General features: G+C 61.5%; 22 protein-coding genes and 1 pseudogene. 14 read left to right on the forward strand and 9 right to left on the reverse strand.

Annotated elements, in window-relative coordinates; genetic code table 11:
• Positions 1-575 precede the first annotated feature (575 nt).
• From motA to M0D69_RS05835, 13 genes are all read left to right on the forward strand, one after another.
• Positions 576-1,436 (forward strand): flagellar motor stator protein MotA, encoded by an 861-nt coding sequence (motA, locus tag M0D69_RS05775; RefSeq protein WP_301781114.1) that lies wholly within the window; start codon positions 576-578, stop codon positions 1,434-1,436.
• A 33-nt stretch (positions 1,437-1,469) separates the two neighbouring features.
• Entirely contained in the window at positions 1,470-2,459 is a 990-nt protein-coding gene (gene motB / locus M0D69_RS05780; protein WP_301781115.1) for a flagellar motor protein MotB, read from the forward strand.
• A 52-nt stretch (positions 2,460-2,511) separates the two neighbouring features.
• Entirely contained in the window at positions 2,512-2,892 is a 381-nt protein-coding gene (locus M0D69_RS05785; RefSeq protein WP_301781116.1) for a response regulator, read from the forward strand.
• A 93-nt stretch (positions 2,893-2,985) separates the two neighbouring features.
• The gene (cheA, locus tag M0D69_RS05790) at positions 2,986-5,253 is read left to right on the forward strand and encodes a chemotaxis protein CheA (RefSeq protein WP_301781117.1); all 2,268 of its coding nucleotides are present in this window, start codon (positions 2,986-2,988) and stop codon (positions 5,251-5,253) included.
• A gap of 40 nt (positions 5,254-5,293) precedes the next feature.
• A complete protein-coding gene (gene cheW / locus M0D69_RS05795) occupies positions 5,294-5,821 on the forward strand; it encodes a chemotaxis protein CheW (RefSeq protein ID WP_301781118.1) in 528 nt (175 codons plus the stop codon).
• A gap of 46 nt (positions 5,822-5,867) precedes the next feature.
• Positions 5,868-7,670 (forward strand): methyl-accepting chemotaxis protein, encoded by a 1,803-nt coding sequence (locus tag M0D69_RS05800; protein ID WP_301781119.1) that lies wholly within the window; start codon positions 5,868-5,870, stop codon positions 7,668-7,670.
• Positions 7,671-7,837: 167 nt separating this feature from the next.
• Positions 7,838-8,776, forward strand: coding sequence for a CheR family methyltransferase (locus M0D69_RS05805; protein ID WP_301781120.1), 939 nt, complete (start codon positions 7,838-7,840; stop codon positions 8,774-8,776).
• Positions 8,773-9,492, forward strand: a complete 720-nt coding sequence (cheD, locus tag M0D69_RS05810) for a chemoreceptor glutamine deamidase CheD (protein ID WP_301781121.1) — start codon at positions 8,773-8,775, stop codon at positions 9,490-9,492. The genes M0D69_RS05805 and cheD overlap by 4 nt, the downstream gene beginning before the upstream one ends.
• Before the next feature lie 2 nt (positions 9,493-9,494).
• Positions 9,495-10,598, forward strand: a complete 1,104-nt coding sequence (locus M0D69_RS05815) for a chemotaxis response regulator protein-glutamate methylesterase (protein ID WP_301781193.1) — start codon at positions 9,495-9,497, stop codon at positions 10,596-10,598.
• Between the two features lie 81 nt (positions 10,599-10,679).
• Entirely contained in the window at positions 10,680-11,075 is a 396-nt protein-coding gene (cheY, locus tag M0D69_RS05820; RefSeq protein ID WP_047895523.1) for a chemotaxis response regulator CheY, read from the forward strand.
• Between the two features lie 11 nt (positions 11,076-11,086).
• Entirely contained in the window at positions 11,087-11,779 is a 693-nt protein-coding gene (cheZ, locus tag M0D69_RS05825) for a protein phosphatase CheZ (protein ID WP_301781194.1), read from the forward strand.
• 333 nt (positions 11,780-12,112) lie between these two features.
• Positions 12,113-12,544: a DUF2844 domain-containing protein gene (locus M0D69_RS05830; RefSeq protein ID WP_301781195.1), complete on the forward strand. Its 432-nt coding sequence runs from the start codon at positions 12,113-12,115 to the stop codon at positions 12,542-12,544.
• Between the two features lie 18 nt (positions 12,545-12,562).
• Positions 12,563-13,849: a DUF3443 family protein gene (locus M0D69_RS05835; protein WP_301781122.1), complete on the forward strand. Its 1,287-nt coding sequence runs from the start codon at positions 12,563-12,565 to the stop codon at positions 13,847-13,849.
• 103 nt (positions 13,850-13,952) lie between these two features.
• Here M0D69_RS05835 and M0D69_RS05840 read toward each other — a convergent pair whose 3' ends face one another.
• The 4 genes from M0D69_RS05840 to argS all read right to left on the reverse strand — a co-directional run bounded on the left by M0D69_RS05840 (position 13,953) and on the right by argS (position 18,315).
• On the reverse strand, positions 13,953-14,750 hold the full coding sequence (locus tag M0D69_RS05840; protein ID WP_301781196.1) for an SDR family oxidoreductase: 798 nt from the start codon (positions 14,748-14,750) through the stop codon (positions 13,953-13,955).
• A gap of 16 nt (positions 14,751-14,766) precedes the next feature.
• Positions 14,767-15,420 (reverse strand): thiol:disulfide interchange protein DsbA/DsbL, encoded by a 654-nt coding sequence (locus M0D69_RS05845; RefSeq protein ID WP_301781123.1) that lies wholly within the window; start codon positions 15,418-15,420, stop codon positions 14,767-14,769.
• Between the two features lie 209 nt (positions 15,421-15,629).
• On the reverse strand, positions 15,630-16,379 hold the full coding sequence (locus tag M0D69_RS05850) for an SPOR domain-containing protein (RefSeq protein WP_301781124.1): 750 nt from the start codon (positions 16,377-16,379) through the stop codon (positions 15,630-15,632).
• Between the two features lie 151 nt (positions 16,380-16,530).
• Positions 16,531-18,315: an arginine--tRNA ligase gene (argS, locus tag M0D69_RS05855; protein WP_301781125.1), complete on the reverse strand. Its 1,785-nt coding sequence runs from the start codon at positions 18,313-18,315 to the stop codon at positions 16,531-16,533.
• 460 nt (positions 18,316-18,775) lie between these two features.
• On the opposite strand from argS, the gene M0D69_RS05860 reads away from it, so the two are divergent.
• Positions 18,776-19,102 (forward strand): DUF1840 domain-containing protein, encoded by a 327-nt coding sequence (locus M0D69_RS05860; RefSeq protein ID WP_301781126.1) that lies wholly within the window; start codon positions 18,776-18,778, stop codon positions 19,100-19,102.
• Positions 19,103-19,230: 128 nt separating this feature from the next.
• On the opposite strand, the gene M0D69_RS05865 is transcribed toward M0D69_RS05860, so the two are convergent.
• The 5 genes and pseudogenes from M0D69_RS05865 to M0D69_RS05885 all read right to left on the reverse strand — a co-directional run bounded on the left by M0D69_RS05865 (position 19,231) and on the right by M0D69_RS05885 (position 25,698).
• Positions 19,231-19,449, reverse strand: a complete 219-nt coding sequence (locus M0D69_RS05865) for a hypothetical protein (protein WP_301781127.1) — start codon at positions 19,447-19,449, stop codon at positions 19,231-19,233.
• A 139-nt stretch (positions 19,450-19,588) separates the two neighbouring features.
• A pseudogene (gene metH, locus M0D69_RS05870) lies at positions 19,589-22,324 on the reverse strand (methionine synthase); the annotation flags it as partial.
• A 45-nt stretch (positions 22,325-22,369) separates the two neighbouring features.
• The gene (locus tag M0D69_RS05875; RefSeq protein WP_301781128.1) at positions 22,370-23,446 is read right to left on the reverse strand and encodes a homocysteine S-methyltransferase family protein; all 1,077 of its coding nucleotides are present in this window, start codon (positions 23,444-23,446) and stop codon (positions 22,370-22,372) included.
• A gap of 190 nt (positions 23,447-23,636) precedes the next feature.
• Positions 23,637-23,894, reverse strand: a complete 258-nt coding sequence (locus tag M0D69_RS05880) for a DUF3567 domain-containing protein (RefSeq protein WP_056358215.1) — start codon at positions 23,892-23,894, stop codon at positions 23,637-23,639.
• A 589-nt stretch (positions 23,895-24,483) separates the two neighbouring features.
• Positions 24,484-25,698: a DUF3108 domain-containing protein gene (locus M0D69_RS05885; protein ID WP_301781129.1), complete on the reverse strand. Its 1,215-nt coding sequence runs from the start codon at positions 25,696-25,698 to the stop codon at positions 24,484-24,486.
• Positions 25,699-25,769 lie beyond the last annotated feature (71 nt).

Consider the following 25,769-nt stretch of genomic DNA (forward strand, 5'->3'; position numbering starts at 1 on the left):
CTTAACCTTGTTACAGGCCGAAACACCGGCCGTTACGAAGCTCAATGGATTGAGGAAGCCCTTATGCGGCAAGCGATTGCGCCTCCGTCATCAAATTGCGCGGTGCAGGATGCATTGCCGAGGACGGAAGAAGCAGCAAAGCACATGCCACTGCCGCGCCACGCCGGTCATGCCCCTGCTGCGTCGGCGTGAACCCCGGAGCGGGAAAATAAATGCGCTTCGGTTAAAGATTTTTGACGGCCTGCCGTTAATCAGGCGGTCAGCCATCCAGCTGGCAAAACGATTCGTCTGATCGCTCAGCCGGCTGATCCGTACTTACAACTTATTGCCGAACCGTAAGGCGGAACCGGCATCTTTGCCCGGTTTCTGGATGGCAGAGCGGTTTGGAGGCCAGGCAGCCGACCAAACCGGCTTACCAAGCCGACCACCTTACACGCTTGAACGCGCCGCCAATAAAGACGCTGCCGGTGCGTCGCCGTGCTCTGCCCATCTGCTATTTCCCTTCAAAGTTTTCCAGCCGCTTGCCGTAAACCACTTAACGGCGGTTTCGCCGATGCAACCATGAGGGTTCGACTGTGCTGATTTTCATCGGAACACTGGTGACGCTGTTGTCCGTTTTCGGCGGTTACGCGCTGGAAGGCGGGCACCTCGGCGCATTGCTCCAGCCCGTGGAAATCCTGATGATCGCGGGCGCTGGAGTGGGCGCGTTCATCCTCGGCAACGGCATGAAGACGATCAAGGCCACGCTGCGCGTGCTGCCCACGCTCTTCAAGGGCTCGAAGTACAACAAGGATGTGTACATGGAGTTGATGGCGCTGCTCTATGTCCTGCTCGCCAAAGCGCGCAAGGAAGGCACGCTGACGCTGGAGTCCGATATTGACGATCCGGCCAAAAGCCCGATCTTTGGCCAGTATCCGAAGATCCTGGCGGATCGCCATATCGTCGAATTCCTTACGGATTATTTGCGCCTGATGGTCGGTGGCAACATGAACGCGTTCGAGATCGAGAGCCTCATGGACGAGGAGATCGAGACCCATCACGCCGAAGGCGAAGGCCCGGCGCAGGCGCTGCACAAGGTAGGCGACGCGATGCCCGCGTTCGGTATTGTCGCGGCCGTGATGGGCGTGGTTCACACGATGGCGTCCGCCGATCAGCCGCCGGCGATTCTCGGCGAGATGATCGCGCAGGCGCTGGTCGGTACGTTTCTCGGCATCTTGCTGTCGTACGGGTTGATCGGCCCGCTCGCAAGCGTCGCGGAACAGCGTGTGGCCGAGTCGACGAAGATGTTCCAGTGCATCAAGGTGACGATCCTGGCGAGCCTGAACGGCTACGCACCGGCTATCGCGGTGGAGTTCGGCCGCAAAGTGCTCTTCTCCACCGAGCGTCCGTCGTTCTCCGAACTGGAAGAACACGTGCGCCGCGTGAAGGCGAAGTAACCGCCTTCAGCGACCGAGCGCCCGGAGCCCGCCATGCCGACCCAAAAAGATCGTCCGATTTTCATCAAGCGCGTCGTGTCGGGCAAAAAATCGCACCACGGCGGTGCGTGGAAGCTGGCGTATGCCGACTTCATGACCGCGATGATGGCGTTCTTCCTGTTGATGTGGCTGCTGAGCGCCGTGTCGCCGGTGCAGCGCCAGGGTATTGCCGAGTATTTCAACATGCCGCTCAAGAACGCGATCACGGGCGGACAGCGTAGCGGCATGGACTCCAGCATCATCAACGGCGGCGGGCGCGATATTTCGAGTCCCGCACCCGGCACGGTCCGCTTGAGCGACGGCACGCGCCGCATGGACCGGCTCGATGAACAGACGTTGAGAGCGGCGCAGGGGGAGCTCGAACGGCGCGACCAGGCGCGTCTGCACGACCTGCAGGTCAAGCTGATGGCCGCGATCGAAGCGAATCCGGTGTTGCGCCAGTTCAGGCAGCAGATCCGGATCGATTCGACGCAACAGGGTTTGCGCATCGAGATAGTCGATACCCAGAAGCGGCCGATGTTCGCGCTCTCCAGCAACAACGTGGAACCGTACATGCGCGACATCCTGCGCGAGATCGGCAAGGCGCTGAACGATGTGCCAAACCGGATCGTGGTGCAGGGACACACCGACGCCACGCAATACGCGGGCGGCGAAAAGGGTTACAGCAACTGGGAGTTGTCGGCGGACCGCGCGAACGCCTCGCGGCGCGAGCTGATCTCGGGCGGCATGGACGAAGCGAAGGTGTTGCGGGTGCTGGGTCTTGCATCGACGCAGAACCTGAACAAGAACGACGCCTTCGATCCCGAGAACCGGCGCATCAGCATTCTCGTGTTGAACCACAAGTCGGAAGAGTCCATGACGCGTGAGGACATGCCGGCGACCACGATCACCAGCAACGCAGGCGGTCCCGGCGGTCCGGGCAACGTCAAACCGAACTTAGGCTCGCTGGCGCCGGCAGTGCCGGCCAAGCCGGCACTGCCATGAGACACGCTCACGAGAGCACGACAGGAACATCGGACAGAGGGTGGCACACATCATGATCAAGAACATTCTGGCGATAGACGACTCCGCGGCCATGCGGCAAATCCTCTCGGCGACGCTCGCCGCGGCGGGGTATCGCGTAGTAGTCGCCGTGGATGGCGCGGAAGGTTACGAAGCGGCGCTCGCCCAGCAGTTCGATCTCATCGTGACAGACCAGAACATGCCGGCCATGAGCGGCCTCGAGTTGATCGGCAAATTACGCGGACATCGTCCGTATGCGAATACGCCGATCCTCGTGCTGACGACCGAATCGAGCGACCCGTTCAAGGCAGCCGCGCGCGTGGCGGGCGCGACAGGCTGGATCGAAAAACCGTTCGATCCCGACATGCTGACCGAACTGGTGGCCACGTTGTCGGAGGCGGAACACCCGCACTGAATTTTTTTGCACGAAGCACCAGGCACGACGAACACATTAGCTTTTACGACGCGCACAGCGACGACAGACAAGGCATCCGGTGGTGACCCAGGCATGACACTCGACATTACGCAGTTCTATCAAACATTCTTCGACGAAGCCGACGAGCTGCTCGCGGATATGGAGCAGTTGCTGCTCGCGCTGGATCTGGCGAATCCGGATCCCGAGGATCTCGGCGCGATCTTTCGCGCGGCGCATTCGATCAAGGGCGGCGCGGCCACGTTCGGCTTTTCGGCGCTGACCGAGACCACGCACATCCTCGAATCGCTGCTCGACCGGGCGCGTAACAACGAGCTGGTCTTGCGTCGCGACATGATCGATACGTTCCTTGAGACCAAGGACGTGCTGTCGGATCAGCTTGGTGCGTATCGCGCGAGTGCGGAGCCGGATGCGGTGGCCGCGAAAGCGATCTGCGCGAAGCTTGAATATCTGCGGGACCACGATCCTGCCGACGACGTCAGCGCCATCGCCGGGACAGCGGACATGGCCGAGCCTGCGCCCGAGCAGTCCGACGATGCCGCCGCACTCGCTGAGGATCTCGCGCAAGTCGCACTGGCGCTGGGGCCGAATGAACCGCCGCCGCATGTGATCGAGCAAGCGAGCGAGGCGGTGGAGGAAGACGGCGAGTGGACAGAATTCCCGGTCACGCCGAATACAAGCAACGTGGCCGATCAAGCCGCTGAACAAGATGGTCCGCACCTGAAAATTACGCTGCGGGGGGTAGGGGAGAAGGACCAGGCTCTGCTGACTGAGGAACTTGGAAACCTGGGAACGGTTGTCGGGGAAAGGAAGTCGGGCGCGGATTTGACGTTGTGGCTCGACTCCGATGTGTCCTCCGACGATATCGTCGCCGTGTGCTGTTTCGTGATCGATGAAGCGCAGATCGCGGTGAGCCGCGGCAATGCAGCGGACGCGGCGCCAGCCGGTGCGTCGCAAGCTGCTGCAGAGCTGGAAGAGTCGACCGAGGTGGCGGCCGTTGCACCCGCATCTGCGAAGACGGAACCGGTGGCAGCCCCTGTTGCCGCCGAGTCCCGCACGAATACAGGCACAAGCACCGCGGTGACAGAAGTGCCCGAAGCGCCGAAAGCCTCCGAAGGCGATAAGAAAACACGCACCGCTGCCGCACCCGCAGCCGCGGAAGGCAGTTCTATCCGCGTGGGTGTGGAGAAGGTGGATCAGCTGATCAACCTCGTCGGTGAACTGGTGATTACGCAGGCGATGCTCGCCGAAACCACGAGCACCTTCGACCCGGCATTGCACGACCGTTTGTTCAACGGCATGGCGCAACTCGAACGCAATGCGCGCGATCTGCAGGAAGCCGTGATGTCCATCCGCATGATGCCGATGGATTACGTGTTCAGCCGCTTCCCCCGCCTCGTGCGCGATCTGGCCGCGAAGCTCGGCAAGGAAGTCGAACTCGTCACGTTTGGACAGGCGACGGAGCTGGACAAGAGTTTGATCGAACGCATCATCGATCCGCTGACGCATCTGGTGCGCAACTCGCTCGATCACGGCATCGAAACCGTGGAAGCGCGGCGTACGGCGGGTAAAGCGGCGGTGGGACAACTGGTTCTGTCGGCGGCGCATCACGGCGGCAACATCGTGATTGAAGTCAGCGACGACGGCGCGGGCTTGCGCCGCGACAAGATTCTTGCGAAGGCGATGAAGCAAGGCATGCAGGTCAACGAACAAATGTCCGACGATGAAGTCTGGCAACTGATCTTCATGCCGGGCTTCTCGACTGCCGAGCAAGTCACGGACATCTCCGGCCGCGGCGTGGGCATGGACGTGGTGAAACGCAACATCCAGGCGATGGGCGGCCATGTCGAAATCCAGTCGCGCGAAGGCAAGGGCACGACCACGCGGATTGTGTTGCCACTGACGCTGGCAATTCTCGACGGCATGTCGGTGAAGGTGGGTAGCGAGATTTTCATCCTGCCGCTGAACTTCGTGATGGAGTCGCTGCAACCCGTTTCCGAAGATATCTACACGGTCGCCGGCGGCGAGCGCGTGGTGCGCGTACGTGGCGAATATCTGCCGCTGGTCGCGCTGCACCAGGTCTTTGAAGTGACCGATGCACGCACCGAACCCACGCAGGGAATCATCACGATCATCCAGTCGGAAGGGCGCCGGTTTGCGATGCTGATCGACGAACTGGTCGGCCAGCAGCAAGTGGTGGTGAAGAACCTGGAAACAAATTACCGCAAGGTGCACGGCATTTCCGCCGCGACCATCCTGGGCGACGGCAGCGTCGCACTGATCGTCGACGTAGCGGCACTGAACCGTGAAAACCGCTCGGCGCACGGCGCGCTGACGCACTAGTGCACTAACAAAACTTACCAACCAAATTCTGGGGGTTAACGTGGCAGCAGACATCCAATCCATCACTTCCGCGGCACAACGCCGTGACGTCCAACGTGTCAGCCAGGCCGAAGCAGCGGGGCAGGAATTCCTCGTCTTCACGCTGGGCGCGGAAGAGTACGGCATCGACATCTTGAAGGTGCAGGAAATTCGCGGCTACGACAACGTCACGCGCATCGCGAATGCACCGACGTTCATCAAGGGCGTGATCAACTTGCGCGGCATCATCGTGCCGATTGTCGATATGCGCATCAAGTTCAATCTCGGCCGCGTGGAGTACGACAACCAGACGGTCGTGATCATCCTGAACGTGGCGCATCGCGTGGTTGGCATGGTCGTGGACGGCGTCTCCGACGTGCTGACGCTGCAAGCCGACCAGGTCATGCCGGCACCGGAATTCGGCGCCACGCTCACGACCGAATATCTGACGGGCCTCGGTACCGTCGATGGTCGGATGCTGATCCTGATGGATATCGAAAAATTGATGACGAGCAAGGAGATGGAGTTGATCGACTCCGTCGCCGCGTAAGTCTTTATGTAGTTGGTTTATCTCCACGCTGGTCGGGAAGAAAGACATGCTTAAGAACTGGTCGATTCGTACCACGCTGACGCTCGTGGGCCTGCTGTTCGTGGGCTTTGCAGCAGTCGTGAGCGCGTTGTCGCTGAACGGCTTGCGCTCGGCGGGTAATTCGCTTTCCTTGCTGGCGGACAGCGACATGGTGTCGATGCGCGCGCTCAACGAGGCGTCGTCGAACCTGCTGCGTTCGCGCGTGGCGCTCGACCGCGTTCGCTCGCTGACTGAAGCGAACAAAGCCGATGAGGCGAAGAAGGCGCTCGATCGTGGGCAGTTCCTGCTCGACAAATCGAACGAGAGCTGGAAGCTTTTCGTGGCCACGCCGAAGCCGATGCTGCCGCAAGCCACGTTGGACGACCTCGTCGCGAAACACGACGGGCTGCTGCATGACGGTGTCGAGCCCGAATTCGCGGCGATGCGCGCCGGCGACATGGCCGCGTATCACGCCATTGCCGACACGAAGATCAGCCCGATGTTCATCGCCTTCGACGCAGTCACAGCCGTCACGGTCGGCCTTACGCAGAAGCACGCCGAACAGTTGCGCACGGACGCCGCGGCGAGCATCGCGCTGCTGATCAACGTGATCGTCGGCGTGATGGTGCTGGCGCTGCTTACGCTGATCGGTACGCGTGTCGCGCTGGGCGGCATGATCGTGCAGCCGATCAACGACGCCGTCGATCACTTCGAGCGCATCGCGAAAGGCGACCTGACCAAGTCCGCGCACACCGACAAAACCAACGAGATCGGCCGCTTGTTTGCGGGCATCGAACGGATGCGGGTGAACTTGACCACGATGGTCGGATCGGTGCATCGCGGCGCGGAATCCATCGATGTCGGCGCGCGGGAAATCGCGAGCGGCAACACGGATCTCTCGCAACGCACGGAAGAACAGGCGGCGTCGCTGCAGGAAACGGCATCGAGCATGGAGCAGCTCACCAGCACGGTGAAGCAGAACGCCGAGAACGCGCGCCAGGCCTCGCAACTGGCCGTCAACGCGTCGGATATCGCGTCGCGCGGCGGTGCAGTGGTGGAGCAGGTCGTGGACACCATGAGCGCGATTTCATCGAGTTCGAGCAAGGTGGTCGACATCATCGGCGTGATTGAAGGCATCGCTTTCCAGACCAATATTCTTGCGCTGAACGCGGCCGTGGAAGCGGCGCGCGCAGGCGAGGAAGGGCGTGGTTTCGCGGTCGTGGCAGGCGAAGTGCGCAGTCTCGCGCAGCGCAGCGCGGCGGCAGCGAAAGAGATCAAGTCGCTGATCGGCGATTCCACCGCGAAGGTGGAAAGCGGCTCCGTGCTCGTCGGGCGCGCCGGCAAGACGATGGACGAAATCGTGCAGGCCGTGCGTCGCGTGACGGACATCATGGGCGAGATCAGCGCTGCGTCCGACGAGCAGTCGCAGGGCATCGAACAGGTAAGCCGCGCTGTCGGCCAGATGGACGAAGTGACGCAGCAGAACGCGGCGCTGGTTGAACAAGCCGCGGCAGCAGCGGCGTCACTCGAGGAGCAGACACGCAAGCTGAAGGACGTGGTCGGTCACTGGCAAGTAAGCAGCGACGCACCGTCCAGCGAGCCGCGTACGCGGATCGAGCCGACGGTTGCTGTCCGCCCGCGCGAAACCCCGGCGATTAAAGTTGCAGCGCGGCCTAACGTCGCGGCCAATCGCGCCGTTAATAAGCTTATCGCCTCGCCGGCTTCGGCCGCTTCAGCCAGCGCAGCAGCTCCCGCAGCAGCAACACCTGCCGCGAAAGCGCCCGCCACGAAGCTCGCCGTTGCAGCGACCGGCGACTGGGAAACTTTTTAAGGCAGTGTCGGACGACCATGCAGGCCCATCACATCGCGCTCCTCGGAGAGCATTTCACTGAGGTGCGCGAACCAGGCGTCAAGCCGGGTGGTGTGGTTGTCGAACAAACGCGGTGCAGCGCCCGTACGGAATGCAGCCGATGCACGTTCCAGCAGAACAAAGGCTAGATGATGGTAACGCGCCCGCCCGTCGATACACCCCGCGACCGGATCCGAAACGGTTCGGAAGTGGAACGCGACTTCGAATTCACCAGTTCCGATTTCGGCCGCATTCGCGACCTGATTCATCGTCGCGCGGGGATTTCGCTGTCCGAGCATAAACGCGACATGGCGTACAGCCGTCTCGCGCGACGCCTGCGCGCCTGCAATATCGATACGTTTCGCCTTTACCTCGATCGTCTGGAAGCGCAGCCCGATAGCGACGAGTGGGAAGCGTTCACCAACGCGCTGACCACGAACCTGACCGCGTTCTTCCGCGAATCGCATCATTTTCCGATCCTTGCAACGTTCGCGAAGAGCCGACCGCAGCCGTTCTCGGTGTGGTGCTCGGCGGCGTCAACCGGGGAGGAGCCGTATTCCATCGCCATGACGCTGATTGAAACACTCGGCGATGCAACCGCGCGCCAGTGTTCGGTGATCGCGACGGATATCGACAGTCAGGTTTTGCAGAAGGCCGATGCGGGCGTTTATTCGCTCGATTCAGTCAAGACACTTGGGCCGGAACGCCTGAAGCGTTTCTTCCTGAAGGGCACGGGCGCGCACGCCGGCATGGTGAAGATCCGCCCTGAAGTGCGCGCGCTGGTGAAGTTCGATCAACTGAACCTGACCGAGGCGAAATACGCGCTGCCCGGCCAGTTCGACGTGATCTTCTGCCGCAACGTGATGATCTACTTCGACAAACCCACGCAGGCGCAAGTGCTCGCGCGCTTTGAGCCGCTGATGAAGTCGGGCGGTTTGCTGTTCGCCGGGCATTCGGAGAACTTCACTTACGTGACGCAGGCGTTCAAGCTGCGCGGCCAGACGGTGTACGGGTTGTCGCGTGACGCGGCAGCGGCCGCTGCCGCCGCGAAGAAAGCGGGCAAGACGCTCGCCGGGGAGCTGGCATGAGCGGCTTGCCGATCGCGTCGAATCTTTACTTCGACAATCATTTCCAGCGTCCGGGCGTGAAGCTGCTCCCGAACGAGTTCTATATGACCGGCGAGGACATGGTGCTCGTCACCGTGCTGGGTTCGTGCGTGGCGGCGTGCATTCACGACCGCACGGCAGGCATTGGCGGGATGAACCATTTCATGCTTCCCGACGATGGTTCCGACGCATCGCAATCCAGTTCGGATTCCATGCGATACGGCGCTTATGCCATGGAAGTGCTGATCAACGAGATGATCAAGCGCGGCGGCCGGCGCGAACGCTTTGAAGCGAAAGTCTTCGGCGGCGGCGCGGTGCTGGCGGGCATGACGACGATCAATATCGGCGATCGCAACTCGGAATTTGTCCGCCGATACCTGGCGCTGGAAAAGATTCGTATTGTTGCCGAGGACTTGCAGGGCATGTATCCGCGCAAGGTCGCGTTCATGCCGCGCACCGGCCAGGCGATGGTCAAGAAACTCATCACGCAGCAGGATCCGAGCGTGGTTGAACGTGAACAAGCGCTCGCGCGGCAAACGCCCGAAGCGCGCAGTGAACGGCTGGCAAAGGCGCGCGCGCGCGTCGAGCTGTTTAGCCAGCCGAAAGCCAAGATTACCGATAAACCCCGCATCGAATTATTCGGTGCCGCAGCCGGCCTGCAGCGAACCGTCCGCACGAAGACGGCGGAGGAAGCATGACGATGGCCCGGAGCACGGAACCGAAGATCAGTGTGCTGTGCGTCGACGACTCGGCGCTGGTGCGCAGCCTGATGACCGAGATCATCAACTCGCAGTCCGACATGTACGTGTGCGCGACCGCGCCCGATCCGCTGGTGGCGCGCGAACTCATCAAGCAGCACAACCCCGACGTCCTGACGCTCGATGTCGAAATGCCGCGCATGGACGGCCTCGATTTCCTCGAAAAGCTGATGCGGCTCCGGCCGATGCCGGTGGTGATGGTGTCGTCGCTGACCGAACGCGGCTCGGAAATCACGCTGCGCGCGCTGGAACTCGGCGCGGTGGATTTCGTGACGAAACCGCGCGTGGGGATTCGCGACGGCATGCTCGAATATTCCGAAAAACTCGCCGATAAAATCCGCGCGGCAGCGCGGGCAAGGGTGCGGCAGACGCCTCACGTCGTGCATGCTGCGCCAGGGACTGCAGCTGCAGCGTCGAAGCCCACGCCGAACCTGAACAATCCGTTGGTGAGTACGGAAAAGCTGATTATCGTCGGGGCCTCGACGGGCGGCACCGAAGCGATCCGCGAGCTCTTGTTGCCGCTGCCGCCCGATGCACCCGGCGTGATGATTGCGCAGCATATGCCGCCGGGCTTCACGAAGTCGTTCGCACAACGTCTCAACGGCTTGTGCCGGATCGCGGTGAAGGAGGCGGAGCACGGCGAGCGCGTGCTGCCGGGGCATGCGTACATCGCGCCCGGCGACGCCCATCTGGTGCTCGCGCGCAGCGGCGCGAACTACGTGGCGCATCTCTCCGATGCCCCGCCGGTCAACCGGCACCGGCCGTCGGTGGATGTGCTGTTCCGGTCAGCCGCGCAAAACGCCGGCAAGAACGTGCTTGGCGTAATTTTGACCGGCATGGGCCGCGACGGCGCGCAGGGTATGCTGGAAATGCAGCAAGCCGGCGCTTACACCTTCGCGCAGGACGAAGCGAGTTGCGTGGTGTTCGGCATGCCGCGCGAGGCCATCGCGACGGGCGGCGTGAGCGAAGTCGCACCGCTGTCGGAAATGACCCGGCGCGTGATGGCGCGCCTCAACTCCATGGGTGAGCGCACGCAGCGCGTTTAATCCTCGCCAAAAGAATTCGGATAGATACGCGGCGCAACGCGCCGCTTGAAGAAAACACAAGGAACACAAGGAGCAGTTATGGTGGACAAGAACATGAAGATTTTGGTCGTCGATGATTTTCCGACGATGCGGCGTATCGTGCGAAACCTGCTGAAAGAGCTGGGTTTCTCGAATGTCGATGAAGCCGAAGACGGTGCGGCCGGTCTTGCGCGCCTGCGTGGCGGCGGTTTCGATTTCGTCATTTCCGACTGGAACATGCCGAACCTCGACGGCCTGGAAATGCTCAAGCAAATCCGCGGCGACAGCGCGATTGCCCATTTGCCGGTGCTGATGGTGACGGCGGAATCGAAGAAGGAAAACATCATCGCCGCGGCCCAGGCTGGCGCGAGCGGTTATGTCGTCAAGCCGTTCACGGCTGCGACCCTCGACGAGAAGCTGCAGAAGATTTTCGAAAAGATGGTTAAAGCCGGGAGCTGACCGTGAACGAAATGACCAACCACGAGACGCTCATCGACGTCGAACATGAAGGCGATGCATCGAGCGACCGCATCCTGGCTCGCATTGGCCAGTTGACGCGCACGCTACGCGACTCCATGCGCGAACTCGGCCTCGACAAACAAGTGGAAGCCGCCGCCGAAATGGTGCCGGATGCGCGCGACCGCCTGAAATACGTCGCGACCATGACGGAACAGGCTGCCGAGCGCGCACTGAACGCCATCGAACTCGCCAAGCCGATCCAGGAAACCATGCAGCGCGACGCGCAGGCGCTCGATGCTCGCTGGGAGCAGTGGTACGGCGCGCCGCTTGAGCACGCGGACGTCAAGACCTTGCTGGCGGACACCCGCGGCTTCTTGCAGCAAGTCCCCGTGCAGACGGTCGCGACCAATACGCAATTGCTCGAAATCATGCTCGCGCAGGATTTCCAGGATCTGACCGGCCAGGTGATCAAGAAGATCACCGACGTCGTGTACGTGATCGAACAGCAATTGCTTACCGTGTTGCTGGAGAACATCGCACCGGAGCGGCGTGAGCAATTCGCGGCTCAGGCGGCGGCGCTGGCGGCGGCATCGAGCTCGTCGGACACCTTGCTCAATGGTCCGCAGATCAATCCGGAAGGCCGTACCGACGTGGTCCAGGACCAGACTCAAGTCGACGATCTGCTCGCCAGTCTGGGTTTCTGACCTCAACAACGGTTCGACGCGGGATTGCGGATATCTATCCGCAATCCCGCGTCGAACCGTTTCTAGTGGCGTCGGCCCCTCGCATCTATTTGTTTGCGCTCGAATATCCGCGTTGATCCCAACTGTCGTTTTCCTGAGTTCGACTCATTCGGCTGGCATACTGGTAATGCTTTGTGACAGCTGGTGTTGCAGGCAAAATAGCGCATCTTGAAATAATCGGAACGGAGAGACGAAGTGAACACTTCGATCATTTCATCGAGCTCATTGAGTTCGCGACGCGCAAGCGCGCTTGCCAGCCTGGCAGCAGGTCTGACTTTGGGGTTGTTTGCGGTCATGCCGGCGTATGCGGTGCTCGGCGGCGCGCCAATGACACCGCCCGACGGCGCGACCGTCAGCAACGCCGTGACGCATGCCGCGGCGTCTGCGGTTGCGTCCGCTTCGGCCAGTAGTTCTTACACCGTGCGCACCACGACGCTCGCCGTCGGGACGGTGGTGAACGAGTACGTCGGTTCGGACGGCGTGGTGTTTGGCATTGCGTGGCAAGGCCCGCGCATTCCCGACCTGCAGACCTTGCTCGGCAGCTATTTCCCGCAATACGTGCAGGGTATCCAGAACCAGCGTGCCAACGGCGGCGGCCGCGGTCCCGTCAGCGTAGCAGGCAGCGCGCTGGTGGTCCGTTCCGGCGGTCATATGGGCGCGTTCGCGGGCCAGGCTTACCTGCCGCAATCCTTACCCGCCGGCGTCAGCCCCGGCGACATCCAATAACGGACGGAGACCTCCACTATGCGTCCGACGATTTCCTCGTCCAATCCGAGCCGGCGTCCGGGCCTGTTCCGCTGGCTCGCCGTGCTGAGCTTATCCGTGTTCCTCGCTGCCTGCGGCGGCGGAGGCGGCGATTCCGGCAGCAGTGCTGTCAGCAGCAGTAGCAGTAGTGGTAGCAGCGGCAGCGGTTCCACCAGCACGCCCAACGCGCAGCCGATTGCGGCCACGGCGTCGAACACGGTATCTATTACCGTCGGCCCGGGTGCGCAGAATTTCGTCAATATTCCGAATGTGTCCGTCACCGTGTGCGCGCCCGGCACAACCACTTGCCAGACCATCGACAACATCCAGCTCGATACCGGCTCGTACGGCTTGCGCCTCGCGAGCGACGCGGCGGCGCAGATTCTCGGCAGCTTGTCGGTGAATACGTCCACGAGCGGCGGCCAACTGGCGGAATGCACGCAATTCGCCGATGGCTTCACGTGGGGCACGGTGCGTACCGCCGACGTGAAGATCGGTGGCGAAACCGCGAGTGCCATTCCGATCCAGATAGTGGGCGATATGGCTAACACCACAGTGCCGCTCAACGGCTGTATCAACGGCAGCAACGAGAGCACCTCGCGGCAACTTGGCGCGAACGGGATTCTTGGCGTGGGCGTGTCGGTGACCGATTGCGGCGCCTCGTGTACGGACGCGTTGACCAGCAACTACTATTCGTGCCCGAGTGGAACGAACTGCACGGCTATTGGCGTGCCGGTCGCCCAGCAAGTCGTGAATCCGGTCACCAAGTTTGCCGTGAACAACAATGGCGTGATCGTGCAATTGCCGCCAGTGGCGACTACGGCAGCGACGGCGACGGGCACGCTGGTGTTTGGTATCGGCACACAGAGCAACAATACGCTGAGCGGTGCGACGTCGTTTCGCTCGACGGGCTTTGGCAACCTGAGCGGCACCTACAAGGGCACGGCAGTGACGACGATCGTCGATTCGGGTTCGAACGGCCTGTTCTTCACCGACAGCTCGTTGCCCGCGTGCACGTCCACGTTCACGGATTTCTACTGTCCGGCCAGTCCGCAGGCGCTTTCGGCTACCGTTCGTGGGCTGGATGGCACGACGACCACGGTGAATTTCACGGTGAACAATGCGCAGACGCTGGCGTCCAGCGGCACGAACTACGCGCTTAACGGACTGGCGGGCAGCATTGGCTCGTTCCCGACGCTGTTCGACTTCGGCTTGCCGTTCTTCTTCGGACGGCATGTGTTTTTCGGCATCGCAACCAACGGAAATTCGCCGTACGTGGCGTTCTGATCGCGCTTAGTCCGGTTCGATAGCCTCGGAAACAAAAAGCCCGGCGAGTCATTGCGCCGGGCTTTGTCGTTCATGGAAGCGTCGACGCTTCCTCACGCACGTGTCACTCTCCCGCACGCGGTTTCCTCGGCGCTTTCTCCAGCAAGCGGTCGTACAGCCAGCGCGGCACCACGTGCAGCACTGCGCCGGCTACGCGCATCTGCCATGGAAACGTCGCAAACCTTTTTTTCCCGGCGATCGCGTCGGCGGTTTTGACGGCGAATTTATCGGCGTCCATCAGGAAGGGCATCGGATACGGATTGTGCTCGGTCATCGCGGTGCGGATATAACCCGGCGCGATCGTCACCACCGATACCCCCTTTGGCCGCATCTCCACCCGCAGTGCTTCGAGATACTTCAGCGCCGCCGATTTCGACGCGCTATACGCGCCCGATCCCGGCAGCCCGCGTATCCCCGCTACGCTCGCCACACCGACCAGCGTTCCGCGCCGTTCCTCGACCATCCGGGCGACGAACGGCTCGAAGGTGGCGATCATGCCGAAGTAGTTGATGTCCATCACGTCGCGGAAGGCATCGAGGTCGCCGTGACCGGTCAGCGCGCCGCGGCTGATACCGGCATTCGCGATCACCACGTCGGCACCGCCATGCTGAGCGCAGAACTGGGCCGCAGCGGCGCCTAGCGCGGCGGCGTCGCGGACATCGGCGGGATAGATCGCGACGGAATCACGGGGGAAGCGCGCGGCGAATGCCGCGAGCACGTCGCCACGACGGGCGACGAGGCCAAGCACCGCACCGCGCCGGAGATATTCCTCGGCGAGTGCGAGGCCAATGCCGCTGGACGCGCCGGTGATGAAAACTCTCAGCCGGGCCGGCGTGGAACCGTCGCGCGGCGTGTCCTTCATAGCGGCGCTCACGCCTTTACATCTTCTTCGCGCGAACCTGGCCTACCAGGAAGTCGAGGACCTGGATCGTGCCCGGCAGGCTGTTCGTGGTAGCCGGACCCGTTTCATACTTGCCCTGGACGGCCAAGGTTGGCACGCCGTCGATCTTGTAGTCCTGCATCATCTTGGTGTCGCGTTGCAGGTCACTTTGCGTCGAGAACGAGTTGTACGCGTCCAAGTACTTCTTCTTGTCGACACCTTGCGTGGCGAGGAAGGTAGCCTGCGCTTCCGGCGTCAGCAGATAGTTCTTCTTCACGTGGATCTCGTTGAACACGGCGGGCGTGAGTTTGTCCGCGAGGCCGAGTGCATCGAGTGCGTGATACATCTTCGAGTGCGGGATGAAGTCGTCGCGGAAGGCAACCGGCACGCGCCTGAACACCACGTCAGGACCTTGCTTCTTGACCCACGCTTCCAGATACGGGTCGAATTCGTTGCAGTGCGGGCAGCCGTACCACATGAATTCGATCACTTCGATCTTGCCCTTGGCGTCCACCGGTTGCGCGGCTTGCAGCACCGTGTAGTCGGTGCCCGCGACAGGCGCTGCCGGCGATGCATGCGCCGCGTTCATGGCGCTCAGGGTGCCGGCCGCGAGACCGAGGGAGAGAGCGAGGGCGCTGAAGAGTTTTTTCATAATGACCGAGAAAGTGATCGAGAAAGGGCGTGGAGAGGCAAAAGGGGAACACACGACACTTAAAAGAAGCTTAAGCCGGCCGGGCCGCTATCCGCCGCCAGTGGCCTGTTCGGCCTATTTTTAGGCCTATTGAACGCCCAACCGCGCTTGTCGGCCCGCGCCTGCCTCGTACGAAGAAGGCCGCGCGGCTCGCGGGTTTTACTACGCGTTCACTGCTTGGAAAAGCGGATGACCGCGGTATCCACGCCTGCATCGGAGAGTCGCTGACGCACGTTGTTCATGTCCTCGAACTTCGTGAACGGCCCGATCCGCACGCGGTAATACGTGACGTTGCCGGCATCGCGTTGCGTGACCTTCGACTCAAAGCCCTGGAAGCCGAGCCGAGCGCGCTGCTGCTCCGCATCGGCCTGGGTCTTGTACGCGCCAACCTGCAGGAAATAGCCTGTGTTTGCGTCGCCGGGTGCGGGCGGCGTGACCTTGGCAGTCGATGAAGCTTGTGCCTCGGCCGGCTTCTTCGCCGACGTCGCGCTCGACGAGCCGCCTGGCGCATTCGCGACCGGAGGCACCACGGCGGGTTTCGGCGCAACCGCTGTGCCGTTCGCGGACGGCGGCACTTCCAGGATCTGTGGCTCGTCCTGCACGCCCGACGACTGCGTCTGATCGTTCGTCTGCCCGGGCGCTGTGTTCGGCGGCGCGGGCTGCGCGGCTTGCGGCACAGCCTGGCCGGGCGTCTTGCCCTGCAGCGGACGGTTGGGATCGTACGGCTGGCCCGTGGCGGGCGCGGAGACGGCATCGGCTGGAGCGGGCGCCACCTTCGCGACGAACGGCGTGGGCGCGCGCGTGATGTACAACGCCACGATTACTGCAATTGCAAGGCCGACAATCAAGCCCAGCACGATACCGAGAAAAGTGCCCCCGGTTTGCTTCGACTGCTTCGACGTGCTGCGTGGTTTTGCCATCGTATGAATAACCTGCAAAAAGTCTTCTGATTAGCCGTCGATTATAACGGCGGCCCGAAGCGTGGCATGGCGTTGCATATGTCGCATTACGTGTCCGTCGCGCAAGCTTTGCACGCCGGGCACGTAGCAACGGATGCGCCCGAAGCAGGTATCACATCTTGACGGGAGCGGACACACCGATCAGCGCGAGGCCGTTTTCGAGCACTTGCCGGGTGGCGGCAAGCAACGCGATGCGCGCGTTGCGCACGCCCTCTTCCTCCACCAGCACGCGCTCCGCATTGTAGAACGAGTGGAATTCGCCCGCGAGGTCGCGCAGGTAGAACGCGACCGCGTGCGGCGCGAGTTCATCGGCGGCGTGGGAGAGCATGTCCGGATACTCGGCGAGCTTGTTTAGCAGCGCCATCGCACGTTCGCTCGAGAGCGGCGAGAGATCGACGTTGGGCAGGGTTTCGGCATCGCCGGCATATTTCGTCTTCCAGTCGCCGAGAATCGTGCAGATCCGCGCGTGCGCGTACTGCACGTAATACACCGGGTTCTCATCGCTTTGCTTGAGCGCCAGGTCGATATCGAAGACGAATTCCGTGTCGGCCTTGCGCGAGATCAGGAAGAACCGCACGGCATCGCGGCCGCGGCGAATGGTGTCTTCATCGATCTGGTCCGGCGCGACTTCCTCGCCCGGCGTCATGCCGCCCGACCATTCGATCAGGTCGCGCACCGTCACATAGCTGCCCGCACGCTTCGAGATTTTTACTTCCACGCCGTTGCGCATGACCGTGACCATCTTGTGCAGCACGTAGTCGGGATAACCCTTCGGAATGCCGATGCCAAGCCCCTGCAGCCCCGCTCGCACGCGCGCGATGGTGCCGTGGTGGTCCGAGCCCTGCACGTTGATGACCTTGGTGAAGCCGCGCTGCCACTTCGCTACGTGGTACGCCACGTCCGGCACGAAGTACGTGTACGTGCCGTCGGACTTGCGCATCACACGGTCCTTGTCGTCGCCGTCGTCTGTCGTGCGCAGCCATAGCGCGCCGTCCTGCTCGTAGGTCTTGCCCGCGGCGATCAGCGCATCGACCGTAGCCTGCACGCGGCCTTCCTGATACAGCGACGACTCCAGGTAGAACTGGTCGAACGTGACGCCGAACGCGGTCAGGTCCAGATCCTGTTCGTGGCGCAGATACGCGACGGCGAAGACGCGAATAGCGTCGATATCGTCGACATCGCCCTTCGCCGTCACCGGCGCGCCGTCCTTGGCTGCGACCGTCGCGCCGGCCAGATAGTCACGAGCGATATCCGCGATGTACTCGCCGTTGTACGCGTTCTCCGGCCATTCCTTGTCATCCGGCTTGAAACCGCGGGCGCGCAATTGCGTGGACATAGCGAGATTGCCGATTTGCACGCCGGCGTCGTTGTAGTAGAACTCGCGATGCACCGCGTTGCCTTGCGTGCCGAGCAGATTCGCCAATGCGTCGCCGAGCGTGGCCTGGCGGCCGTGGCCCACGTGCAGCGGCCCGGTCGGGTTCGCCGAGACGAATTCGATCAGCACGCGCTTGCCTTCATCGCGGCCGCTGTAGCCGTAGCGCGCGCCTTCTGCAATGGCTGCGGGCACCACGGCCTGTTTCGCCGATGCCGCCAGCCGCAAGTTGATGAAGCCAGGACCGGCGACTTCGGCGGCATCGACCAGACCTTGAGCTCCGGCCAAGCCGAGCACCGCATCGACAATCTGTTGCGCCAGTTGCCGCGGATTCGCGCGCAGCGGCTTGGCGAGCTGCATGGCGACGTTCGACGCAACGTCGCCATGCGCCGCAACCTTCGGGCGCTCCAGCACGATGGACGGTTCGACGAAGTTCGCTTCCGATGCGCCTTGCGACGCCTGTACGACCTGCTTGACCGCGTCGGCGAGCAGCGTTTCGAGTATATGTTTTTGTGCGGGCAGCATGCTGATTCTGAGATCCGGTAATTGAGCTGTTGGTCCGTTACTGCGTTGCTTCGTTCCTTGTTTCATTCCCCGCGCGAAGAACGCGACAAAAAACGTGCGATTGAGCACCAAACACCGAGGCGGCGCACGTTCGACAGTTTCAATCCATTACGCTCGTTCGGGAGCGGGAAAAAGACTTCGGACAGTCGGTCAGGACTGCGCATGCGCGCCCGGAGGCATAGCCGGAGCCGGTTACGGCCATAACGCAAAAACCGGGGTTTTGTAACCGGTGCAACATTTTGCTCGGGTAAATCGGGATTTTAGCAGGTGCTAATATGTCGAATCAGGGTCGAGTCGGGGAAAAGAGTCAGGACTTAAAACAATGCGCCGGCGTGTGGATGTAGTGGCCTGGGCTGTTGCCACGCTTCGCGCATCTCGCTCATTAGCCACAAAAGGCCAACATAAGGGAAAGGACCTTGCCATGCTGATCACTTTTAAAACCAGGGCTGCACCGGACGTGCAGATGCTTGATAACCTCGCTGATTACCTGCTTGGCATCATCGGCAAGCGGCTTGGGGAGCGCGGCGTCATCACGCATGAAGAACTGCCTGAATGCATCCAGAAGCTGGAGTCGGCGGTCGCAGTGGACAAGCAGGAACGCGCCGAACACGACGGCCACTTCCACGAAGGCGAACCCGGCCACGAACCGCACGAGATTCCCGTCGGTCTGGCACAGCGCGCATACCCGTTTCTGGACATGATGCGAATCGCGCATCAGGCGGAGGGCGACATCCTGTGGGGCGTCTGAGCTTCGGGCGACGTTGCGGGATTTGACCATTGGCGCTGACCATTTGAGTCAGTGCATTGAGTCAGCGTTTAAAAAAAACCCGCCTCGTCGCCGATGCGGGTTTTTTCATCTTAGGAATACGCGGTGCCTTATTGCGCGGCCGCGGACGCCGGCATGCTCGCACCTTTTTTCGCACGCGGCTTGCGGGGTTTCTTCTTGTGCTCGGTGACGGGCGGCGAGTAACTCGACGCGGTGCTTGAGCTCGCGCCCGTACCTGGCTTGGCGTTGTCCTGCGCGAAGGCAGCCGGACTTCCCGACGTGAACAGCACGGCCGCTGCAACGGCGAGGACAGGCGTCAGCTTGATCATTTTCGACTTTCTCCGTGACGATTGAAGGAATGCGTGACCGCCACCATGACGGCCTTTGCACTCCTCCGAGTGTAAGGAAAATCAAAATAACCGTAACTGACTTCGCCAATATTGCGTCTTTGTGATTCCCGGTATTTGCCTACAGTAAAGGTGCCAGCGCGCGTTCGGCGTCGTTCTTCGAAATCGCCATGCGTTGCGAGAAGCTTTCCACCTGATCGTCGCCGATCTTGCCGACCGAAAAGTACGTGCTTTCCGGATGCGCGATGTAAAAGCCCGACACGCTGGCCGCCGGCAACATGGCCAGCGACTCGGTGACCGTCATGCCGATTTCGTTGGCTTGCAGCACGTCGAACATGTCCTGCTTCACCAGGTGATCCGGGCAGGCCGGATAACCCGGCGCGGGGCGAATACCGCGATACTTTTCTTCGATCATCGCGGCGTTGTCGAGTGTTTCACCGGCGGCATAACCCCACAATTCACGACGCACCCGCGCGTGCAGCGCTTCCGCGAAGGCTTCCGCGAAACGATCGGCGAGCGCCTTCAGCATGATGGCGCTGTAGTCGTCGTTATCGGCTTCGAACTGCTTCTCTTTCTTCTCAACACCCAAGCCCGCCGTCACCGCGAACATGCCGATGTAATCGGCCACGCCGGAGTCCTTTGGCGCGATGAAATCCGCCAGCGAGCGGTTGGCGCGCTGCACGCCATCAACAATCGGACGCACGCTTTGCTGGCGCAAGTTGCGCCACGTCATGGCGACTTGCGTGCGGGTGTCGTCGGTATAGATCTCGATGTCGTCGTCGTTCACCGTGTTTGCCGGCAGCAGCATCACCACGCCGTTTGCCTGCAGCCAGCGGCCCTGGATGATGCGCGAGAGCATGGATTTGCCATCGGAGAAAACGCGCCGCGCCGATTCCCCTACGATCTCGTCATTGAGGATCGCCGGATAGGGACCGGCCAGATCCCAGGTCTGGAAGAACGGCGCCCAGTCGATGTAATTCGCCAGTTCCGCGAGATCGTAGTTCTTGAAAATGCGCCGTCCGATAAACGTCGGCTTCTTCGGCTCGTAGCTCGCCCAGTCGATTTTCGTCTTGTTGGCGCGCGCTTCGGCGTAGGTCACCATCGGCAGCGCCTTGCGGTTCGCGTGCTGGGTGCGGATGCGTTCGTAGTCCGTCTTGAGGTCGGCGAGATACTTTTTCGCGCCGTCGTCGGAGAGCAGGCTCGATGCCACCGAGACCGACCGCGATGCATCCGGCACATAAACCACAGGACCGTCATAATGCGGCGCGATTTTCACAGCGGTATGAACGCGCGAAGTCGTTGCGCCGCCGATCAGCAGCGGCGTTTGCTTGCCGCGGAAATAGTCGTCGCGCTGCATTTCCGATGCTACGTAGGCCATTTCTTCAAGGCTCGGCGTAATCAGCCCCGACAAGCCGATGATGTCCGCGCCTTCTTCCTTGGCCTTCGCCAGGATGGTCGCGCAGGGCACCATCACGCCCATGTTGACCACTTCGAAGTTGTTGCACTGGAGCACGACTGAGACGATGTTCTTGCCGATATCGTGCACGTCGCCCTTCACGGTCGCGATCACGATCTTGCCCTTCGGCCGGACGTCTTCGCCGGCATCGGCCATGCGCTTCTTTTCTTCCTCAATGTACGGAATCAAATGCGCCACGGCCTGCTTCATCACACGCGCCGACTTGACCACTTGCGGCAGGAACATTTTGCCCGCGCCGAACAGGTCGCCAACGATATTCATGCCGTCCATCAACGGCCCTTCGATCACGTTGATCGGCCGGCCGCCTTCGGCTTCAATGCGCGCGCGCACTTCCTCGGTATCTTCCACGATGAAGTTCGTGATGCCGTGCACCAGCGCGTGGGCGAGACGTTGATCGACGGGCTGGTTGCGCCATTCGAGGTTCTCTTCCTTCTTCGCGGCGCCGGTTTTGAATTTATCGGCGATTTCGAGCAGGCGATCCGTGCCGTCTTCGCGACGATTCAGCACCACATCTTCCACGCGTTCGCGCAGTTCGGGATCGAGATCCTGATACACGCCGAGCTGACCCGCGTTCACGATACCCATGTCCATGCCCGCCTGAATCGCGTGGTAGAGGAACACGGTATGGATGGCTTCGCGCACCGGGTCGTTGCCGCGAAACGAGAACGACACGTTCGACACACCGCCGCTGATCTTCGCGTAGGGCAGGTTTTCCTTGATCCAGCGTGTCGCGTTGATGAAGTCGACGGCGTAGTTGTTGTGCTCTTCGATGCCTGTCGCGATCGCGAAAATGTTCGGGTCGAAGATGATGTCTTCGGGCGGGAAGCCCACTTCATTCACGAGGAAATCGTACGAGCGCTTGCAGATTTGCGTCTTGCGCTCGAAGGTGTCGGCCTGGCCGTCTTCGTCGAAGGCCATCACGACCGCGGCCGCGCCGTATCGGCGAATCAGCGTAGCGTGATGGCGGAATGCCTCTTCGCCTTCTTTCAGCGAGATCGAGTTCACGACCGCCTTGCCCTGCACGCACTTCAGACCCGCTTCGATCACTTCCCACTTCGACGAGTCGATCATGATCGGCACGCGCGAGATATCCGGCTCGGAAGCGATCAGGTTCAGGAACCGGACCATGGCTGCCTTCGAATCGAGCATGGCCTCGTCCATGTTGATGTCGATGATCTGCGCGCCGTTCTCAACCTGCTGGCGTGCGACCGCCAGCGCTTCGTCGAACTGGTTGTTGAGGATCATGCGGGAGAACGCCTTCGATCCTGTCACGTTGGTCCGCTCGCCCACGTTGATGAAGAGCGAACCGTCGGTGACGTTGAACGGCTCGAGGCCGGAAAGGCGCATGGTGTGATCGGTCATGGTGTCCCTGGGCGTTGCAGCGTGATTGTCTTGTCGGGCGTCTTGCGCGTCGTGGGGGGCGTTTCAGGCAGCTTCACGATAATGCGACGGCCACTTGCGCGGCTTCACATCGGCGAGTGCCTTCGCGATCTCCGCGATATGTTCCGGCGTCGTCCCGCAGCACCCGCCCGCCAGATTCACCAGCCCTGCCTGTGCGAATTCCTTCAGCAAGCTCGATGTGACATCAGGCGTTTCATCGAAGCCTGTATCGCTCATCGGATTCGGCAAACCCGCGTTCGGATAACACGAGACATATGTGTCGCAAAGCTTCGACAACTCCGCGATATACGGCCTCATCAGCGCCGCGCCCAGCGCGCAGTTCAACCCGAACGTCAACGGCCGTGCATGGCGCAGCGAGTTCCAGAACGCTTCGACCGTTTGCCCCGAAAGGATGCGCCCGGAAGCATCGGTCACGGTGCCAGAAATCATGATGGGCAGCAGCTCGCCCGTGTCTTCGAACAACTGATCGAGCGCGAACAGCGCGGCCTTCGCGTTCAAGGTATCGAAGATGGTTTCGACCAGGAACAGATCGCAGCCTGCGTCCATCAGCGCCTTCGCCTGCTCGTAATACGCGGCGCGCAGTTCGTCGAAGGTCACGTTGCGAGCGGCCGGGTCGTTGACGTCGGGCGAGATGCTTGCGGTCTTCGGCGTCGGTCCGATCGCGCCCGCGACAAAGCGCGGCTTGTCCGGCGTCGAATACTTGTCGCAAGCCTCGCGCGCCAGTTTCGCCGACTGCATGTTCATTTCCGCCGCGAGCGATTCCATGCCGTAATCGGCCTGCGCCACGGTCGTCGCGCCAAACGTATTGGTCTCGACAATATCGGCGCCGGCAGCCAGGTACTTGTCGTGAATCTCGCGAATCACATGCGGCTGCGTGATCGACAACAACTCGTTGTTGCCCTTGATATCGCGGCCATAGTCGGCAAAACGTTCCCCGCGATACGCCGCTTCGTCGAGCTTGTAGCGCTGGATCATGGTGCCCATCGCGCCGTCGAGAATGAGAATGCGCTGTTGCAAAAGGGCAGGCAACACGGCGCCGCGCGTGTACGGGCGGCGCTCTGCGGCAGGCTTCGGGGCGTCAATTGCGGTGGACGGATTCATGATCGACATGGCTCCAAACAGGCTGAAATAGCCCAACATTGTATCTGTAGTAGGGTTCGACCGTTTTCTTATGGCGCTTTCCAAAACAACGGACGAGCGATGCTCAAGAACAAAAAACCCCGCCACTTTCGCGGCGGGGTTTTTCGGGGGGTGTCGCTGGTGTTATTACTGCTCAGCCGGGGTACAACGTTTAGTGGAGGATCACCGGCTGGTTCATCAAGATGTCGAACTGTCCGAGGAACTCGTCCACGTCCTCGAGCGATTGCTCTTCTTGCATTAACTTCTGGACATGCTCGCGAAAACGCGCCGCGAGTGCGCCGTCAATGAAGATTTCGCGCTGCATGGTCTTGTCCACGATCTCGTAACCCCCCGCTTTCATCGCGAGATGATTGTCCTGCGGCGGGAATTCGACTACACAATAGTTAGGGCTGTTGTAGATCATCTGCATGGCGACACTCCTTATTCCTGTTTGCCCGTAAGGCGTTTCACCGTCTTACATTGAGCGTTTGGGTTGGAATTCAAGGGGTGGCCTCGACGTTGAGTCCGAAAGCCCATCGAGGACCTTTGTTAGACATTCTCCCGCAAAGATGTTTCCAGAAACGCCGTGAAACACTGTGTTTCTGCTACTGGGACAGATGTGTCGCGTCAAATATTTCGAATCTTGCATCCATGATTGAATCTACCACCACTTCCAGGCGCGCCTTCCGGTACGTTTTCATCAGCAAACTTCGCACCGTTTCATCGACGATACTCGCCGTTCAGTGTTACCGCACATTCGCCGCGCATCTATCGGTATGAGGCTTCATCTGGCGGCGTTGTGAACACCTTCATACCAAGAACGTACCGCGTGTCGATACCGTTGACCGTTACTTGCATACTGGCCCCGTTCGGATGCGCTTTCAGTACGGGATCGAACCATCTTTCACACGTCCGTGCATGCTCTGGAGTCACCTGTTTAACGGCTATTTTCGTCGAATCTTTACGTCTCACAGGTTCGCCGGACGTGGGGCTCCGGTCCGCTTTCACCTACGCGGAAATCAGGGTTTGTCGGATCCCGGTGTGCCGGGTGTCGCATTGTCAGACGCATCCGGCGTGCCTGCACCGGATTGATCCGGCGTTACGGACGGCGGCTGCAGTTTGCCGCGCCAGAGCATTTCGATCTGCATGCCGTTCGGCTCCGTCTGCAGAATACGCACCGGCAGCCAGCCCAGCGCGGGTGCGAGCCAGATGTCGAGACGCCGGCGATCGCCGGCGCGTCGGGGCAGGCGGGTGAAATGGCGAGCCTGGACATTGCCGTCGCCGGTCTGGACGTTTTCATCGCCGACGGTTTCTATCGGCCAGATCTCGTTGCTGTCGTTATCGGCAACACTGAATTGACGCACTACGCCGGGTTTGTAGGTATCGGGGGCGCCTCGCACAAGGCTCGATAGCTGCATGACCACGCTGAAGCGATCCTGCGCGCCATCGGCGAGTGGCTGGTTGTTCGGTGTGCGTGTATAGACGAGTTGCTTCGTGGTGCGATCGAAGACGGTGATATCGGCGGCACGGCGGCCACGCTGCTCCGAGTATTGCTCCGGCGCAAGGCCAAAACCGTCGGTGTGGCCCTTGCTGGAATATACGTAAGGCCCGACGAACGGCAAGGGGATGGAGACGACCATCTCGTAGTGCTGGCCGTCGTTGATCCAGTGGATCGTGCCTATCTGATTCATCACGCCGTTGATTCGCGTGTCGTATCGAAGTTCGCCCGAGGGTGGGACGCTGAACTTATCGGCGGGCGCGGCTGCTGCTGCTTGGGAGGCCGCTGCCGCTTGAGCTGCCGCAGCAGCGCTCGCGGCCTTCGCGGCTGCTTGAGCCGCTTGCGCGGCCTGTGCTGCTTGCTCGGCCTGTGCCGCTTCCGCAGCCTGCACCGCTTGTTCAGTTTGTTCCTCTGTCGTGATGGCGGGCGTGGGTTGAGGTTGCGGCGCCGGTTTGGGTCTCGGCTTGGGCGCGGGCGGAGGCGGCGCGGGGGGCGTCGGCGTTTGCGCTACAGGCTTGGGTGTCAATAACTCGATCTGCACCGGGACATGTTCCGCCGGCATCGGGTTCGACGCGTTCTTGCTCCTCTCCACCCAACGGCCCGCAACCCAATGCAGTGCCAGAACGGCGAGCAGCGCGGCCAGCCACACGACCCATCGAAGGGAAGGGTCGGAGGATGAATTGTCGGACGATCCGCCAGAAGCGGCGCGACGGCGGCGAAGCAGGGAGAACGGCATTGGCTAGCTCGGAAACGCGCGTGGTCAGGCACGCTGTAAAACGCTGCCCGGGAAATAACCGGCGGCGATCA

Source organism: Caballeronia sp. SEWSISQ10-4 2 (genome assembly GCF_030464885.1).
In the GTDB taxonomy this organism is placed as follows: Bacteria; Pseudomonadota; Gammaproteobacteria; order Burkholderiales; family Burkholderiaceae; genus Caballeronia.

What these genes read in the sequence shown, in the direction of transcription:
- motB (WP_301781115.1), top strand. Translation starts at nt 1,470, where the DNA reads ATGCCGACCCAAAAAGATCGTCCGATTTTCATCAAGCGCGTCGTGTCG.
- M0D69_RS05785 (WP_301781116.1), top strand. Translation starts at nt 2,512, where the DNA reads ATGATCAAGAACATTCTGGCGATAGACGACTCCGCGGCCATGCGGCAA.
- cheA (WP_301781117.1), top strand. Translation starts at nt 2,986, where the DNA reads ATGACACTCGACATTACGCAGTTCTATCAAACATTCTTCGACGAAGCC.
- M0D69_RS05800 (WP_301781119.1), top strand. Translation starts at nt 5,868, where the DNA reads ATGCTTAAGAACTGGTCGATTCGTACCACGCTGACGCTCGTGGGCCTG.
- M0D69_RS05805 (WP_301781120.1), top strand. Translation starts at nt 7,838, where the DNA reads ATGATGGTAACGCGCCCGCCCGTCGATACACCCCGCGACCGGATCCGA.
- cheD (WP_301781121.1), top strand. Translation starts at nt 8,773, where the DNA reads ATGAGCGGCTTGCCGATCGCGTCGAATCTTTACTTCGACAATCATTTC.
- M0D69_RS05815 (WP_301781193.1), top strand. Translation starts at nt 9,495, where the DNA reads ATGGCCCGGAGCACGGAACCGAAGATCAGTGTGCTGTGCGTCGACGAC.
- cheZ (WP_301781194.1), top strand. Translation starts at nt 11,087, where the DNA reads ATGACCAACCACGAGACGCTCATCGACGTCGAACATGAAGGCGATGCA.
- M0D69_RS05830 (WP_301781195.1), top strand. Translation starts at nt 12,113, where the DNA reads ATGCCGGCGTATGCGGTGCTCGGCGGCGCGCCAATGACACCGCCCGAC.
- M0D69_RS05835 (WP_301781122.1), top strand. Translation starts at nt 12,563, where the DNA reads ATGCGTCCGACGATTTCCTCGTCCAATCCGAGCCGGCGTCCGGGCCTG.
- M0D69_RS05840 (WP_301781196.1), bottom strand. Translation starts at nt 14,750, where the DNA reads ATGAAGGACACGCCGCGCGACGGTTCCACGCCGGCCCGGCTGAGAGTT.
- M0D69_RS05845 (WP_301781123.1), bottom strand. Translation starts at nt 15,420, where the DNA reads ATGAAAAAACTCTTCAGCGCCCTCGCTCTCTCCCTCGGTCTCGCGGCC.
- M0D69_RS05850 (WP_301781124.1), bottom strand. Translation starts at nt 16,379, where the DNA reads ATGGCAAAACCACGCAGCACGTCGAAGCAGTCGAAGCAAACCGGGGGC.
- argS (WP_301781125.1), bottom strand. Translation starts at nt 18,315, where the DNA reads ATGCTGCCCGCACAAAAACATATACTCGAAACGCTGCTCGCCGACGCG.
- M0D69_RS05860 (WP_301781126.1), top strand. Translation starts at nt 18,776, where the DNA reads ATGCTGATCACTTTTAAAACCAGGGCTGCACCGGACGTGCAGATGCTT.
- M0D69_RS05865 (WP_301781127.1), bottom strand. Translation starts at nt 19,449, where the DNA reads ATGATCAAGCTGACGCCTGTCCTCGCCGTTGCAGCGGCCGTGCTGTTC.
- M0D69_RS05875 (WP_301781128.1), bottom strand. Translation starts at nt 23,446, where the DNA reads ATGAATCCGTCCACCGCAATTGACGCCCCGAAGCCTGCCGCAGAGCGC.
- M0D69_RS05880 (WP_056358215.1), bottom strand. Translation starts at nt 23,894, where the DNA reads ATGCAGATGATCTACAACAGCCCTAACTATTGTGTAGTCGAATTCCCG.
- M0D69_RS05885 (WP_301781129.1), bottom strand. Translation starts at nt 25,698, where the DNA reads ATGCCGTTCTCCCTGCTTCGCCGCCGTCGCGCCGCTTCTGGCGGATCG.